This is a genomic window from Alsobacter sp. SYSU BS001988 (genome assembly GCF_054796215.1).
Genome location: NZ_JBTAMK010000007.1, coordinates 68,864 through 83,254 on the forward strand (window position 1 = coordinate 68,864; position 14,391 = coordinate 83,254).

14 protein-coding genes and 1 pseudogene are annotated in these 14,391 nt (G+C 70.3%); 5 read left to right on the top strand and 10 right to left on the bottom strand.

The window, feature by feature from the left end:
• Positions 1-66 precede the first annotated feature (66 nt).
• A complete protein-coding gene (locus ACYVO7_RS14800; protein WP_460450580.1) occupies positions 67-1,695 on the bottom strand; it encodes an acyl-CoA synthetase in 1,629 nt (542 codons plus the stop codon).
• Positions 1,696-1,812: 117 nt separating this feature from the next.
• Positions 1,813-2,580 (bottom strand): sulfite exporter TauE/SafE family protein, encoded by a 768-nt coding sequence (locus tag ACYVO7_RS14805; protein WP_460450581.1) that lies wholly within the window; start codon positions 2,578-2,580, stop codon positions 1,813-1,815.
• A gap of 316 nt (positions 2,581-2,896) precedes the next feature.
• On the opposite strand from ACYVO7_RS14805, the gene ACYVO7_RS14810 reads away from it, so the two are divergent.
• Positions 2,897-4,801, top strand: a complete 1,905-nt coding sequence (locus tag ACYVO7_RS14810) for a propionyl-CoA synthetase (protein ID WP_460450582.1) — start codon at positions 2,897-2,899, stop codon at positions 4,799-4,801.
• Between the two features lie 9 nt (positions 4,802-4,810).
• Here the strand turns inward: ACYVO7_RS14810 and ACYVO7_RS14815 are convergent, their stop codons facing one another.
• The 3 genes from ACYVO7_RS14815 to ACYVO7_RS14825 form a co-directional block, all read right to left on the bottom strand.
• Complete coding sequence (locus ACYVO7_RS14815; protein WP_460450583.1) at positions 4,811-5,293, bottom strand: hypothetical protein; 483 nt, start codon at positions 5,291-5,293, stop codon at positions 4,811-4,813.
• A 5-nt stretch (positions 5,294-5,298) separates the two neighbouring features.
• Positions 5,299-6,570: a dual-specificity RNA methyltransferase RlmN gene (rlmN, locus tag ACYVO7_RS14820; protein ID WP_460450584.1), complete on the bottom strand. Its 1,272-nt coding sequence runs from the start codon at positions 6,568-6,570 to the stop codon at positions 5,299-5,301.
• 138 nt (positions 6,571-6,708) lie between these two features.
• Positions 6,709-7,464, bottom strand: a complete 756-nt coding sequence (locus ACYVO7_RS14825) for an invasion associated locus B family protein (protein WP_460450585.1) — start codon at positions 7,462-7,464, stop codon at positions 6,709-6,711.
• 201 nt (positions 7,465-7,665) lie between these two features.
• Here ACYVO7_RS14825 and ACYVO7_RS14830 point away from each other — a divergent pair, with 201 nt between their 5' ends.
• Positions 7,666-8,232: a sigma-70 family RNA polymerase sigma factor gene (locus ACYVO7_RS14830; protein WP_460450586.1), complete on the top strand. Its 567-nt coding sequence runs from the start codon at positions 7,666-7,668 to the stop codon at positions 8,230-8,232.
• Between the two features lie 48 nt (positions 8,233-8,280).
• Complete coding sequence (locus tag ACYVO7_RS14835; RefSeq protein WP_460450587.1) at positions 8,281-9,255, top strand: NADPH:quinone oxidoreductase family protein; 975 nt, start codon at positions 8,281-8,283, stop codon at positions 9,253-9,255.
• A 9-nt stretch (positions 9,256-9,264) separates the two neighbouring features.
• On the opposite strand, the gene ACYVO7_RS14840 is transcribed toward ACYVO7_RS14835, so the two are convergent.
• Entirely contained in the window at positions 9,265-9,660 is a 396-nt protein-coding gene (locus tag ACYVO7_RS14840; RefSeq protein ID WP_460450588.1) for a YkvA family protein, read from the bottom strand.
• A gap of 176 nt (positions 9,661-9,836) precedes the next feature.
• Here ACYVO7_RS14840 and ACYVO7_RS14845 point away from each other — a divergent pair, with 176 nt between their 5' ends.
• On the top strand, positions 9,837-10,622 hold the full coding sequence (locus ACYVO7_RS14845; RefSeq protein ID WP_460450589.1) for an SDR family NAD(P)-dependent oxidoreductase: 786 nt from the start codon (positions 9,837-9,839) through the stop codon (positions 10,620-10,622).
• Between the two features lie 6 nt (positions 10,623-10,628).
• Here ACYVO7_RS14845 and ACYVO7_RS14850 read toward each other — a convergent pair.
• From ACYVO7_RS14850 to ACYVO7_RS14865, 4 genes and pseudogenes are all read right to left on the bottom strand, one after another.
• Positions 10,629-10,931 (bottom strand): annotated as a pseudogene (locus ACYVO7_RS14850) (4a-hydroxytetrahydrobiopterin dehydratase); the annotation flags it as partial.
• A 51-nt stretch (positions 10,932-10,982) separates the two neighbouring features.
• Positions 10,983-11,516, bottom strand: coding sequence for an RNA 2',3'-cyclic phosphodiesterase (gene thpR / locus ACYVO7_RS14855; RefSeq protein ID WP_406854753.1), 534 nt, complete (start codon positions 11,514-11,516; stop codon positions 10,983-10,985).
• Between the two features lie 194 nt (positions 11,517-11,710).
• On the bottom strand, positions 11,711-12,760 hold the full coding sequence (locus ACYVO7_RS14860) for an aldo/keto reductase (protein WP_460450590.1): 1,050 nt from the start codon (positions 12,758-12,760) through the stop codon (positions 11,711-11,713).
• A 123-nt stretch (positions 12,761-12,883) separates the two neighbouring features.
• Positions 12,884-13,561 carry an arylesterase gene (locus ACYVO7_RS14865; RefSeq protein ID WP_460450714.1) on the bottom strand — a complete coding sequence of 226 codons (678 nt, stop codon included), beginning with the start codon at positions 13,559-13,561 and terminating at the stop codon, positions 12,884-12,886.
• 126 nt (positions 13,562-13,687) lie between these two features.
• Here ACYVO7_RS14865 and ACYVO7_RS14870 point away from each other — a divergent pair, with 126 nt between their 5' ends.
• The gene (locus ACYVO7_RS14870) at positions 13,688-14,389 is read left to right on the top strand and encodes an ABC transporter ATP-binding protein (RefSeq protein ID WP_460450591.1); all 702 of its coding nucleotides are present in this window, start codon (positions 13,688-13,690) and stop codon (positions 14,387-14,389) included.
• The last annotated feature ends 2 nt before the right edge of the window (positions 14,390-14,391 follow it).

A 14,391-nucleotide genomic window follows, 5' to 3' on the forward strand; every position in this document is an offset into this window, starting at 1 on the left:
GCGCGGACATTGCGTACTCCGCCGCATGCGCTCCCCGCGCTGCGGCGGTTTGATTTTGCAGCGGCCTCAGACCTCGCGGGCCATCTCACGCAGACGGAATTTCTGCACCTTTCCGGTGGATGTCTTGGGCAGCTCCGCGAAAACGATGTGGCGCGGGCATTTGTAGCCGGCCAGCCGCTCCTTGCACCACGCCATCAACTCCGCCGCGGTCGCCTCGCGTCCGGGCTTCAGCTCGACGAAGGCGCAGGGCGTCTCGCCCCATTTCTCGTCCGCCTTCGCCACCACGGCCGCGGCCTGGACGGCGGGATGCTTGAACAGCGCGTCCTCGACTTCGATCGACGAAATGTTCTCCCCGCCCGAGATGATGATGTCCTTGGAGCGGTCCTTCAGCTGGATGTAGCCGTCCGGATGCTTGACCCCGAGGTCGCCGGAGTGGAACCAGCCGCCCGCGAAAGCCTCGTCGGACGCCTTGCGATTCTTCAGGTAGCCCTTCATCACCACATTGCCGCGGAACATGACCTCCCCGATCGTCTCGCCGTCGGCCGGCGCGCTCTCCATCGTGAGGGGGTCCTTCACGTCGAGCGCCTCGAGCGCGAGATAGCGCACGCCCTGGCGCGCCTTGCGGGTGGCCTGGGCGGCCGGATCGAGCTCGTCCCAGGAGGCGTGCCAGTCGTTCACCACCGCCGGCCCGTAGGTCTCGGTGAGCCCATACAAGTGGGTGACGTTGAACCCGGCCTCGCGCATGCCGGCCAGCACCGCCTCCGGCGGCGGAGCGGCCGCGGTGAAGAACTCCACCCGGTGCGGCAGAGGCTTCTTCTCGCTCTCCGGAGCGTTCAGCAAGGTCGACATCACGATCGGCGCGCCGCACAGATGCGTCACCTTGTGGGTCGCGATGGCGTCGTACATGGCGGCGGCGCGCACATAGCGCAGGCACACATGCGTGCCGACGGCGGCCGAGATCGACCACGGGAAGCACCACCCGTTGCAGTGGAACATGGGCAGCGTCCAGAGGTAGACCGGATGCTTGCCCATGGCGCATGTCAGCACGTTGCCCTGCGCCAGCAGCGCCGCGCCGCGGTGGTGGTAGACCACGCCCTTCGGGTTGCCGGTGGTGCCGGACGTGTAGTTGAGCGAGATCGCGTCCCACTCGTCGGCCGGGTGTCGCCGCTCGAAGCGGGGCTCGCCCTGCGCCAGGAAATCCTCGTACTCGATCTCGCCCAGGCGCTCGCCGGCGCCCGTATATTCGGGGTCGTCATAGTCGATCACGATGGGCTTGACGGCGGCGAGCTCCAGCGCCGGCTTGACGATCCGGGAGAACTCGCGGTCGACGATCAGCACCTTGGCCTCGCCATGGTCGAGCGAGAAGCCGATGATCGGCGCGTCGAGCCGGGTGTTGAGCGTATTGAGCACGGCGCCCGTCATCGGCACGCCGTAGTGGCATTCGAGCATGGCGGGCGTGTTGGCGAGCATCACCGCCACGGTGTCGCCGCGGCCGATCCCGCGCTTGGCCAGCGCCGATGCGAGCCTCTGCGATCGCGCGTGGAACTCCCGGTAGCTCCGCCGCAGCGAACCATGGATGATGGCGGTGTGGTCGGGATAGACCTGCGCGGCGCGCTCCAGGAAGGACAGCGGCGTGAGCGGCTGATGGTTCGCCGGATTGCGGTCGAGATCGATGTCGTAGATGTCGGACGCCATGGCCGCTCCCCCTCCTGGGGCCCGGCCGCTGGCTTCCGGTCCCCGAACGCTGTCGCCGGACCGTAGCGGCGGGCCGGGACCGCGGCAATGGATCGATGGTCGACAGCCGTCGCGCCGTCACGACAGGTCGCGTACCCCGTCCCACATCAGCTTCAGCCCGACCCCGAAGCTGAGCCCGTAGATGATGGTGTAGAACCGGCTCGCGTCGATGCGGCGGACGAGCCAGACGCCCACGAAGGTCGCCGCGATCGCGGCCGGGACCAGCACCGCCGACGTGCCGAGATTCTCCGGCGAGAACTGCCCCAGCGCCAGATAGGGGATCACCTTCACGGCGTTGGTGACTGCGAAGAACAGCGTGTTCGTGCCCGCATAGCTCTCCGGCGAGAGCCGCCGGGGCAGCACATAGACCTGGAAGGGCGGCCCGCCCGCATGGGCGACGAAGCTGGTATAGCCCGCGAGCGCTCCCCAGAACACGCCGGCCGCCATCGAGGGCGCAGTTCCGCCGCCCGGTCCCGCGGCGTAGCGCCGACGCCAGTACAGAGCCACGAAGCCGACCGAGATCAAGCCGACGCCGACCCGCACCATCGCCTCCGTCACCCAGGATGCGATGAGCCAGCCGATGGCGACGCCCAGGAACGAGCCCGGCAGCATCACGGCGAGGATCCGCCGGTCGAAGCTCTTACGGTAGGCCCAGACGCTGACGACGTCCTGCACGAGCAGGATCGGCAGCATGATGGCGGCCGCCTTGACGGGCGACGTCACCAGGGCGAGCAGCGGCAAGGAGAGCAGGCTCAGCCCGGAGAAGCCGCCCTTGGACATGCCGACCAGCAGCACGGCGGGCACGGCCGCGGCGTAGAAACCGGGATCGGCGATGATCGGGGGCAAGGCGGGGACTCGCGGAAGGCTCGGAGAGACAGGCGGGAACGGTCCCGCATTGAGCATCAACCCCGGGTCGGCGCAATCCGGGCCAGCGCAGGGCTGCGGCGCCCGCCCTGCGCCCGAAGCGCGAGGACTCGCCTCGCCGGATGGCTTGCTGCGAAAGTCTCTCCTGACGCAAAGCCCTTGCGGGTGTAGGTCGTGATCCAGCGCCAGGCGGCCCGTCGCGCCGCTCCGTCGTCGGGGTTGGCCCGCGAGAGGCCGGGCCGAGACCCGGACCAGGGACGCCCAGGCCTCCAGGCGCAGGACACAGGGGAGATCGTCCATGATCGCGACTGCGAGCCGCTATCCCGAGACCTACGCCGCGTGGAAGGCCGACCCCCAGGCCTTCTGGGCCAAGGCCGCCGAAGCCATCGACTGGATCAGGCCGGCCGAGAAGATCTTCGATCCCGACCAGGGCGTTCATGGGCGCTGGTTCGCCGGCGCCGAATGCAACACCTGTTGGAACGCCGTGGACCGGCACGTCCCGACCCGCGGCGCGCAGGCCGCGATCATCTATGACAGCCCCGTCACCGGGGCGAAGCGCACCGTGACCTACTCCGAGCTGCGCGACGAGGTGGCGGCGCTCGCCAGCGTCATCCAGGATCTCGGCGTCCGCAAGGGCGACCGCGTCATCGTCTACATGCCGATGATCCCCGAGGCCGTCGTGGCCATGCTGGCCTGCGCCCGCATCGGAGCCATCCACTCCGTGGTGTTCGGCGGCTTCGCCGCGAAGGAGCTCGCCACCCGCATCGACGACGCCTCGCCGCGGCTCGTGCTGGCCGCCTCCTGCGGCGTCGAGCCCAGCCGGGTCGTCGCCTACAAGCCTCTGCTGGACGAGGCGATCACGATCTCCTCCCACAAGCCCGAGGCCGTGCTCCTGCTGCAGCGTCCCGAATGCGCCGCCGCCATGGAGGCCGGCCGCGACCACGACTGGGCCGCCGCCACCTCGGCGGCGAAGGCCGCCGGCCGCTTCGCCGCCTGCGTCCCGGTGGCCGCCACGGATCCGCTCTACGTGCTCTACACCTCCGGCACGACCGGCAAGCCCAAGGGCGTCGTCCGGGACAATGGCGGCCACATGGTCGCCCTCGCCTGGTCCATGGCGAACCTCTATGACGCGCGGCCCGGGGAGGTCTTCTGGGCCGCCTCGGACGTCGGCTGGGTGGTCGGGCACTCCTACATCGTCTACGCCCCGCTGCTCGTGGGCTGCACGACGGTGGTCTACGAGGGCAAGCCGGTGGGCACGCCGGACGCCGGCGCGTTCTGGCGCATGATCTCCGAGCACAAGATCCGCACCCTCTTCACCGCCCCGACCGCGTTCCGGGCGATCAAGAAGGAGGATCCCGGCGCGGAGCATCTGAAACGCTACGACCTCGGCGGGTTCCGCGCCCTCTTCCTGGCCGGCGAGCGGGCCGACCCCGACACGGTGAAATGGGCCGAGGACATCCTCGGCGTCCCGGTCATCGACCACTGGTGGCAGACGGAGACCGGCTGGCCCATCGTCGGCGATCCGCTGGGGCTCGGAGCGCTGCCCGTGAAGCACGGTTCGCCCACGGTGGCGATGCCGGGCTACGACGTGCAGGTGGTGGACGAAGGCGGCCACCCGGTGGGTCCGAACGTCATGGGATCGGTGGTGATCAAGCTGCCGCTGCCTCCCGGGTGCCTGCCGACCCTTTGGCAGGCGGACGACCGCTTCCGCGAGAGCTACCTGGCCGCGTTCCCGGGCTTCTACAGCAGCTCCGACGCAGGCTTCATCGACGAGGACGGCTACCTGTTCATCATGGGGCGCACCGACGACATCATCAACGTCGCCGGCCACCGGCTCTCGACCGGCGGCATGGAGGAGGTGCTGTCGTCGCATCCCGACGTCGCCGAATGCGCCGTCATCGGCGTCAAGGACGCCCTCAAGGGCGAGCAGCCCTGCGGCTTCGTGGTGCTGAAGAGCGGCGTCTCCAGGTCGCCCCTGGAGATCGAGAAGGAGATCGTGAAGCTCGTGCGCGACCGCATCGGGCCGGTGGCGGCCTTCAAGGTCGCCATCACGGTCAACCGCCTGCCCAAGACGCGATCCGGCAAGATCCTGCGCGGCGCCATGAAGAAGATCGCCGACGGCGATCCCTACACCACTCCCGCCACCATCGACGATCCCGCCGTGCTGGACGAGATCGCGGCGGCCCTGGAAGGGAAGTTCTGACGTCGGGCGTCAGGACGCCGAGGGAGCGGGGCCGACCGGCCCCATCTCCCGGCCGGCGATGGCCCAATAGACCAGGCCCGACACGGCGCCCGTGAGGAACAAAAGCGCCAGGATCTTGCCGTCCGCCGTGTCGAGCGACTGCCCGGCCGGATGGCCCAGCCACGCGATCGCGATCGTCAGCACGCCCGAGCCGCCGGCGTACCACACATAGGAGCCGACGCCCGCGGCCGCCCCGATGGCGGCGGTCAGGATCGGCGGCAGGCACAGCATCGCCGTCGCCAGCGCCCAGAAGCCGCCGGCCGCCGCCGCGAAGGCGAGGTCGGGCCCCTCCCCGCTCATCGCGGCGGAGAGGAGAGCCAGCGCGCTCGCGATCGTGAGGTCGCCCGCCAGGTCGCGGGTTTCGGGCGCCAGCAGGCCGGCCACGGCGAGGAAGACGGCCCCCGCCGGGATCGCCAGCGCCAGGCCGATGAGGCCCAGGAACAGCCGCCGCACGCGCGCTATCCCTCCTGCGAGACGAACATCCCCTCGGCCCCGATGCCGCTCTCCAGCATCAGCCGGGCCCGGGCGCGCAGCTTCTCGGTCTCGCTCTTCAGCTGCCCGCAGGCCGCCAGGATGTCGCGTCCGCGGGGCGTGCGGACCGGGGAGGCGTAGCCGGCGCGGAACACGACTTCCGAGAACGCCTCGATCTGCTCCCAGTCGGAGCACTCGTAGCGCGTTCCCGGCCAGGGATTGAACGGGATCAGGTTGATCTTGGCCGGGATGCCCTTCAGCAGCCGAACCAGCTCGCGCGCGTCCGACAGGCTGTCGTTGACGCCCTTCAGCATCACATATTCGAAGGTGATCCGACGCGCATTGCTGAGCCCCGGATAGGTCCGGCAGGCCTCGAGCAGGTCGCGGATTGGGTACTTCTTGTTCAGCGGCACGAGCTCGTTGCGCAGGTCGTCGCGCACGGCGTGCAGCGAGATCGCCAGCATCGAGCCGATCTCGTCCCCGGCGCGCCCGATCATCGGGACGACGCCCGAGGTCGAGAGCGTGATGCGCCGCTTGGACAGCGACATGCCGTCGCCGTCGGACACGACCTCCATGGCGTCGCGCACATTCTCGAAATTGTAGAGCGGCTCGCCCATGCCCATCAGTACGACGTTGCTGATCGCCCGCTCGGCGTCGGGAACGAGGCCGTCGGTCGGACGCACGCCGCCGGGCCAGTCGCCGATGCGGTCGCGCGCGACCATGAGCTGCGCCACGATCTCGGCCGATGTCAGGTTGCGGACCAGCTTCTGCGTGCCGGTGTGGCAGAACGTGCAGGTCAGCGTGCAGCCCACCTGGGAGGACACGCAGAGCGTGCCGCGGTCGGACTCCGGAATGTAGACGGCCTCGATCTCGGCCCCGCGGTCATGCGGGCCGGTGGACGGCATGCGCAGCAGCCATTTGCGGGTGCCGTCGATCGAGACCTGCTCGGAGACGATCTCCGGCCGGGCCAGCGTGAAGCGCTCGGCCAGGGACGCGCGCAGGCCCTTGCCGACGCTCGACATGACGTCGAAATCCTGCGCCCCGCGGAAATAGATCCAGTGCCAGAGCTGGCCGACCCGCATGCGGATCTCGCGCTCGGGCACGCCTATGCTGGCCAGAGCCTCGGCCAGCTCCGCCCGGGTCGCCCCCGCAAGCGAGCGCTTCTGTGGAACGCCGGAGGCGGCCGGCTGCGTCAGGGCGGATGGCCCCGGAGCCGGGGCGGGATCGGGCCTGGCGATGTCGAGCGAGATGGCGGTCATGGATCCGGATTCCGGCGCGCCTGTGCGCGCACACACGAAAATCGGCGACCCGGCGCGTCGCGCCGGGGCCGATCCACTATCACAGGAGAACGCGAAATCCTATGCGGGACCAAGATGGCCCCAATGCGGCGGCGCCCCTTACGGGCACTCCTTGCGGACGCGGTCGAGCGCCTGCGTCAGCCCGCTGAGGACGTAGCGGTCGGTCGAGCTGTTGCCCCGCTTGGACTTCGCCTCGATGGTCAGCGTCTGGCCCCGGCGCATGGCCTCCACGAAGGCGCTGTCCTCGGCGGCGTTCTTCACCCAGGCGGCGTTACCCTTGGTGACCAGCGCGAAGCTGTTGGCGCCGATCACGGCCTTGCCGTCGCCGCCGTCCTGCGTGGCGAAGCCCAGCACCATGCTGACCTCGTTGCGCACCCCTTCGGCTGGCCGGTTGGCGATGAAGAGATAGCCCGGATCGCGGGTGAGGCTCTTGGGCAGCCGCTCCTTGGGCTGCGCCAGGGCGTAGCAGACTTTGCCCTTGCCGGTGCTGGACGCGTACGCGCCCCAATCGCCGAAGACTTCGAGTTGCACGGGCTGGCCGCCTCCCGGGGCGGCCGGCGCCTTCGCTCCGGGCTTGCCGGCCGCGGTGGTCTTGCCGGCTGCGGGCTTGGCCGCCGCGGACGCGGGCGCGCCAGGCTTGGCCGCGGCCGCCGCGGGCTTGGCGTTCGTCGGCGGCTTGGCCGTCGTCCCGGGCTTGGGCGCGGCGGCGGCCCCCGCCGGCTTCGCCGGGGCCGCCTTGGCGGGCGGCTTCGCCGGGGTCGCATCCTGGGCCCGGGCGAAACCCGTCGACAGGGCCACGGACAGGGCCAGAATGGTGAGGACTGCGCCGGAGCGCGAAGGGGCGGGTCGAATCATGGGGCTAGTTTAACGCGGCTGCGCCTTTGCGCTAAGCCGTAGATTGCATGAGGTCCTGGCTCTCGCGCTCGGGGGCGTCGCGACGGACACGGTTTCGCGCGGCGCCAAGACATGCCAACATGCGATGCGGTCCCGAACGGGATCGGGCATGGCCGGTCTGCCGGGGGCGAGGCCTGCCGAGGGAATTGCAGAGACATCGCGTTGAGCTCCCACGAAGAACTGGCCGCACTCGTGTCCGCCGTCGCGCAACGGCAGGACCGTCAGGCCTTCGCGCGCCTGTTCGACCATTTCGCGCCCCGGCTGAACGCGTATCTGCTGCGCCTCGGCGCGGAATCCGGCCTGGCCGAGGAGCTCACCCAGGAGGTGCTGGTCACGCTCTGGCGCAAGGCGGAGCAGTTCGACCCGGCCAAGTCCTCCGTCCCGACCTGGCTCTACCGCATCGCCCGGAACCGGCGCATCGACATGCTCCGGCGCGACCGGGTCGACTTCATGGACCCGCTCGAGGCCGATCTCGACATTCCCGACGATCCGCAGACCGACCGCATGCTGGACCTGCAGCAGCGCGAGGAGCGGCTGCGCCACGCGCTCGTGAGCCTGCCCCCGGAGCAGCTCGATCTCGTCCGGCTGGCCTTCTATGACGGCCTGTCGCACAGCGAGATCGCCGAGAAGGTCCGGCTGCCGCTCGGCACCGTCAAGTCGCGCATCCGTCTCGCCTTTGGCCGGCTGCGAAAGCGGCTGGAGGCCGACGGCGTCGTGGAGGCCGGATGACCGCCGGCCCGCGCCCCCGCTGACCTGAGAACGCGAAGGAGCACCGCCATGCGCGCCGTCCTGTGCCGGGCCTTCGGGCCGCCCGAGAGCCTGACCGTCGAGGATCTTCCGGATCCCACGCCCGGGCCCGGGACCGTCCTGGTCGACGTCGCCTGCACGGCGCTGAACTTCTTCGACACGCTGATCATCCAGAACCGCTATCAGGTTCGGCCCGAGCTGCCCTTCTCGCCGGGCGCTGAGTTCGCCGGCCGCGTGGCGGCGCTGGGCGAAGGCGTCGAGGGCTTTCAGATCGGCCAGCGGGTGGCCGGCTATGTGGGCTACGGCGCCTGCCGGACCAAGGTGGTCGCCCCCGCGGGGCGGCTCATCCCCGTCCCGGACGGATTGCCGGACGAGGCTGCGGCCGGTCTGCTGGTCACCTACGGGACGTCGCTGCACGCCCTGCAGGACCGCGCCAGGCTGCAGCCGGGCGAAACCCTGGCGGTGCTGGGCGCGGCGGGCGGGGTCGGCCTCGCGGCCGTGGAGCTCGGCGCCATCATGGGCGCGAAGGTCATCGCCTGCGCGTCCTCGGCGGACAAGCTCGCCCTGGCCCGCCAGCATGGCGCGGACGAGACGTTCGACTATTCGGCCGGCGACCTCAAGGAGGGCCTGAAGAGCCTCACCGGCGGCAAGGGAGTGGACGTCGTCTACGATCCGGTGGGCGGCGACCTGTCCGAGCTCGCCTTGCGGGCGATCGCCTGGAAGGGCCGCTTCCTCGTGGTGGGCTTCGCGGCCGGGGACATTCCCCGCATCCCGCTCAACCTCATGCTGCTGAAAGGCTGCGACGTGCAGGGCGTGTTCTGGGGCGCGTTCGCCGACAAGGAGCCGGCCCGCAACGCCGCCAACATCCGCCAGATCTTCGCCTGGGCGGCCGAGGGCCGCCTCAAGGCGCACGCCTCGACCATTCTTCCCCTCGACCAGACCGCGCAGGCGATCCGCCTGATCGCCGATCGCAAGGCGACCGGCAAGGTGCTTGTCAGGATGTGACCGGGAGGCTCAGGCCTCCAGGCCCGACTGCAGCGTGGCCTTCGCCTTCTCGCGATGCTCGGGTTTGATCGCGCGCGAGACGCTGGCGATCGCCGTGGCGATGACGGCGGCGTCGTCCGTGAAGCCGATCAGGGGCATGAAGTCCGGCAGCACGTCGAACGGCATGACGAAATAGGCCAGCGCGCCGACCAGGATCAGCTTCACCCGGCGCTCGGTCGCAGGATCCAGCGCGCAGTAATAGGCCGCCAGCACGTCCTCGGCGAACGGGATGTTCTTGCCGACGCGCTTCAGCAGCCGCCAGGCGTCTGCGAACACGCGCTTCTCGTCCCGGGCCGCGCGCCGGATCGCTTCCATCTCGGCCTGGCTGAGCTTGCGGCCCAGGAGTTCGTCGGACGACTGCGTCATGGTCTCCTCCGTCGGCGCGGCGGGATCGTCGCGCGCAACGTCCCGAGAGATGGTCCCGGGCGCCCCCTCTTGCAAGCAGCGGGGACTTGGCGGACGCGGTCCGCCGCGCCGATGCGGTCTTCCCCGCCCGCGCGGGTTGCGGCTAGATAGGGGGAGAAAACGCCAGGGAGCACGCCATGAGGATCGACGCCGCCATCGCCGCCATCGTGACGGGCGGAGCCTCCGGGCTGGGCGAGGCCACGGCCCGCATGCTGGCCGCGCAGGGCGCCCGGGTGGCGATCTTCGACATGAACGAGGCGCGTGGACAAGCCGTCGCAGCCGAGATCGGCGGCGTGTTCTGCCCGGCGGACGTCTCCGACGAGGCGTCCGTTGACGCCGCGCTCCAGAAGGCCCGCGCGGCGCACGGGGTGGAGCGCGTCCTGGTGAACTGCGCCGGCGTGGCGCCGGGCAAGCGCACGGTCTCCAGGAAGCGCGACACGGGCGAGTTCGTCGCCCACGACCTGGCCACCTTCGCCCGCACGCTGGCCATCAACCTGGCCGGCACCTTCCAGATGATCGCCAAGTGCTCCGCCGCCATGGCCGGGCTGGACCCCGTGACCCCGGACGGCGGCCGCGGCGTCATCGTCTGCACCGCTTCCGTGGCGGCCGAGGACGGGCAGATCGGGCAAGCCGCCTACTCGGCCTCCAAGGGCGGCGTGGTCGGCATGACGCTCCCGATCGCGCGCGACCTCGCCGGCTATGGCATCCGGGTGATGACCATCATGCCGGGGTTGTTCCAGACGCCCATGTTCGAGAGCGTGCCGGACGACATCCGCGCCTCGCTCGAGGCCGGCATCCCCTTCCCGTCCAGGCTCGGGCGGCCGGAGGAATACGCCGCGCTGGTGCGCTCCATCGTCGAAAACGACATGCTGAACGGCACGGCGATCCGGCTCGACGGCGCGCTGCGCATGCAGCCCAAATAGGCGCGATCACCGACCGGAGAGGCGGTCCATCGCCTGGGCGAGCCGGACGTCCAGCTCGGTCAGGCCCCCGGCGTCGTGCGTGGCGAGCGTCACATCCACCGTCTTGTAGACGTTGGACCACTCCGGATGGTGGTTCATGCGCTCCGCCACGAGGGCGCAGCGGGTCATGAACCCGAACGCCTCGTTGAAGTCCCGGAAGACGAAGGTCTTGCGGATCGCCTCGCGGCCGTCGACCAGCGCCCAGCCGGTCAGGCGCTCCAGCGTCTGCGTCCGTTCCGTCTCGCTCAAGCGCGTCGCCATGGCGTCCTCCCGTGCTTCGGATCTCTTACGCCGAGACGCCGCCGGGGAGAAATGCCCCGATCAGCCCAGCGGGTAGGCGGCCTCGACGATATAGGGACCGCCTCCCGTGGAGGCCCTGGACGAGAACAGCACGAAGCGGTCCGCCTTGAAGCTGCGCGACGGGACGTGCCCCTGGCCGGCCAGGAAGTCGGCGACGTGCCAGGGCGTCGTGTCGCGCAGCCGCGCCAGAGTGACGTGCGGCGTGAATTTGCGCTTCTCGGGCGGGAGCCCGGCCCGCCGGACGATGCGCTCCTGCTCGGCCTGCAGTTCGATGAGCGCCTGGTCGGGCTTGATCCGCGCCACCAGCGCCCGCGGCTTGTCGCCGCCGAAGGTCGTCAACCCGTCGATGGTGAGCGTCAGCGGCCGCCGCCGGACGCCCGCCAGCATGTGGTAGACGTCGCGGGCGTAGTGCTCGTCGATGTCGCCCATGAAGCGCAGCGTGACGTGGTAGTTCTCGACGTCGATCCATCGCGCGCCGACCAGCCCGCCCCGAAGGCTCGAAAGGGAGGTGGCGATATCGGGCGGAACCTCGAGACCAGTGAAGAGACGCGGCATCCTGCCCTCCCCTCTGAGGCCCGGAGCGCTCGCCCGGGCCGTCTATCGTAACGATCACGGGCGGACTGGACCGTGCTCGTCGCGGAGCGCGCCCGACGGCTCCGCCCCTTCAGAATGGTGGAGCCCGCCGTGATTCTCAATCGGCCCGCAGCGGACAATCGCGCCGGCTCCACGCGGGTTTCAAGAACCCGCCGTCAGGGACACGGATTCTGGTGGATCTGGTGAATGGCGTCGATGGCGGCCTCCAGCTCCGGCGCGAGCTTCACCTGCGCCGACGCGATGTCGGTCTTCAGCTGCTCCATCGACGTCGCCCCGATGATGTTGGACGCCAGGAACGGCCTCGCGTTGACGAAGGCGAGCGCCATCTGCGCCGGGTCCATGCTCCAGTCCCGCGCCAGGGCCACGTAGCGCGAGATGGCCTCCTCGGCGCCGGGCTTCTGGTAGCGCTGCCCGCGGTTGAACAGCGTGGTCCGCGTTCCGGCCGGGCGCGCGCCGTTCAGGTATTTGCCCGTCAGGAAGCCCTGGGCCAGCGGCGAATAGGCCAGCAGGCCCACCTGCTCGCGCATCGAGATCTCCGCCAGCGCCACCTCATAGGTGCGGTTCAGGAGGTTGTAGGCGTTCTGGACCGAGGCCACGCGCGGCAGCCCCCGCGTCTCCGAGGCCTGCAGGAACTTCATCGTTCCCCAGGCGCTCTCGTTCGAGAGGCCGACGTGACGCACCTTTCCGGCCTTCACGAAGTCGGCCAGGACCGCGAGGATCTCCTCGATCGGGTTCTCGGGACCGGTGAAATCAGCCTGGCGATACACGGTGGGGTTGGATCCCCACGGCATAGGACGGTCCGGCCAGTGCAGCTGGTAGAGGTCGATATAGTCGGTCTGGAGCCGCTTCAGGCTCTTGTCGAGAGCCTCGGTCATCTGCGCCCGGTTGAGCTCGCCGGGAATCCGCCCGTCGCGGAACCAGTCCATCTCGCTGCGGCCGATGACCTTGGTGGCCAGGATCACCTTGTCGCGCGTCCTGCGAGAGGCGAACCAGCTGCCGACGATGCGCTCGGTGGAGCCCTGCGTCTCGGCCCGCGGCGGGATGGAGTAGAGCTCGGCGGTGTCGAAGAAGTTCACGCCCTGGTCCAGGGCGTAGTCCATCTGCTCGTGCCCTTCGGCCTCGGTGCTCTGCTGGCCCCACGTCATGGTGCCGAGACAGATGAGGCTGACCTTCAGGCCGGTGCGGCCGAGGGGACGCTTTTCCATGTCGCTCTCCGATAGGCGCGGCCCGCCGCGAGGGCCGGCCGGAACAGGCCCGGCTTGAAGCACGGAACGCGCCCGCGCGCCACCCGCTCAGCGCGGGCGCGCCATGCCGTATCGGGGCCAGGCTCAGGAGGCGCTGGGCTTCAGGCCCGCCAGGAAGGCCGTCACGCTGGGCAGGATGCGCGACACGATCACCTTGACGCCCTCGGGGGTGGGATGCAGGCCGTCCTTCAGGTTGAGCTTGGGGTCGCCCGCGATGCCCTCAAGGAAGAACGGGTAAAGGGCCGCCCCGTGCTTGGCGGCGAGCTGGGGAAACACGCCGTCGAACGCCTGGATGTACTCGGTCCCCATGTTGCGCGGCGCATACATGCCGGCCATCAGCACCGGCACGCCCCGCGCCTTCAGGCGGGCGAGGATCTCGTCGAGAGCCTTGAGGGTGACCGACGGATCGATCCCCCGCAGCGCGTCATTGGCGCCGAGCTCCAGGATCACGGCGTCGGTGCCGTCGGGGACCGACCAGTCCAGCCGGGCCAGCCCCTGCGAGGCCGTGTCGCCCGAGACCCCGGCGTTGGCGACCTCCACGTCGAGGCCCTTGGCGCGCAGCGCCTTTTCGAGCTGGGCCGGGAAGGCGGCGTCGCCCGGCAGCATGTAGCCGGCCGTCAGGCTGTCGCCGAGCGCGACAACCCGCAAGGTGCGGGCCTGGACGGCCGCGGCGGAGAACAGAAAAGCCATGGCGAATCCCAGCGCCGCGACCACGATCCGCCGCGCCGCGCTGGGACGAAACGCCCCGCCCGGCTGGCGCATGCGGGCCGAACGCCCATATTGGGGTACGGTCGGCTTTGATGACGGCTTCGACGGGACGTCGGCGGTCATCGGCGATCGGGCCATGCGAACATCATTCATGGCCGTGACATCGGCACGGGCGGCGACATGGTCAAGGCGATCGAACTCGAAAATGTGGATCTCAGCCTGGGGCGCGGCGCCGCGAGGGTGCACATCCTGCGCGGCGTCTCGCTCGCGGTGGCGCAGGGCGAGGCCGTGGGGCTGGTGGGCCCGTCCGGCTCGGGCAAGTCGACGCTGCTGATGGTGATGGCCGGCCTGGAGCGCCAGGACTCCGGCGTGGTGCGCATCGACGGGCAGGATCTCGGACCCTTGGACGAGGACGCGCTGGCGCGGTTCCGCGGCCGGCGCGTCGGCATCGTGTTCCAGTCCTTCCACCTGCTCCCGACCATGACCGCGCTGGAGAACGTCGCGGTCCCGCTCGAACTCTCGGGCGCGCCGGACGCGTTCGAGCGCGCCGAGGCCGAACTGCAGCAGGTGGGCCTCGGCCACCGGCTCGCCCATTACCCGGCGGAGCTGTCCGGCGGCGAGCAGCAGCGCGTGGCGCTCGCCCGGGCGCTGGCCCCGAACCCCGCCATCCTGGTCGCCGACGAGCCGACCGGCAATCTCGACGAGACCACCGGCGCCCAGATCGTCGACCTGCTTTTCCGCATGAAGCGGGAGCGCGGGGCCACGCTGGTGCTGGTCACCCATGATCCCGGCCTCGCCCGCCAGTGCGACCGCACCATCGCGCTCCGCTCCGGCACGATCGACGCCGAGCGTTCAGCCGCGCTCACCGCCGGCCGGGCCTGACC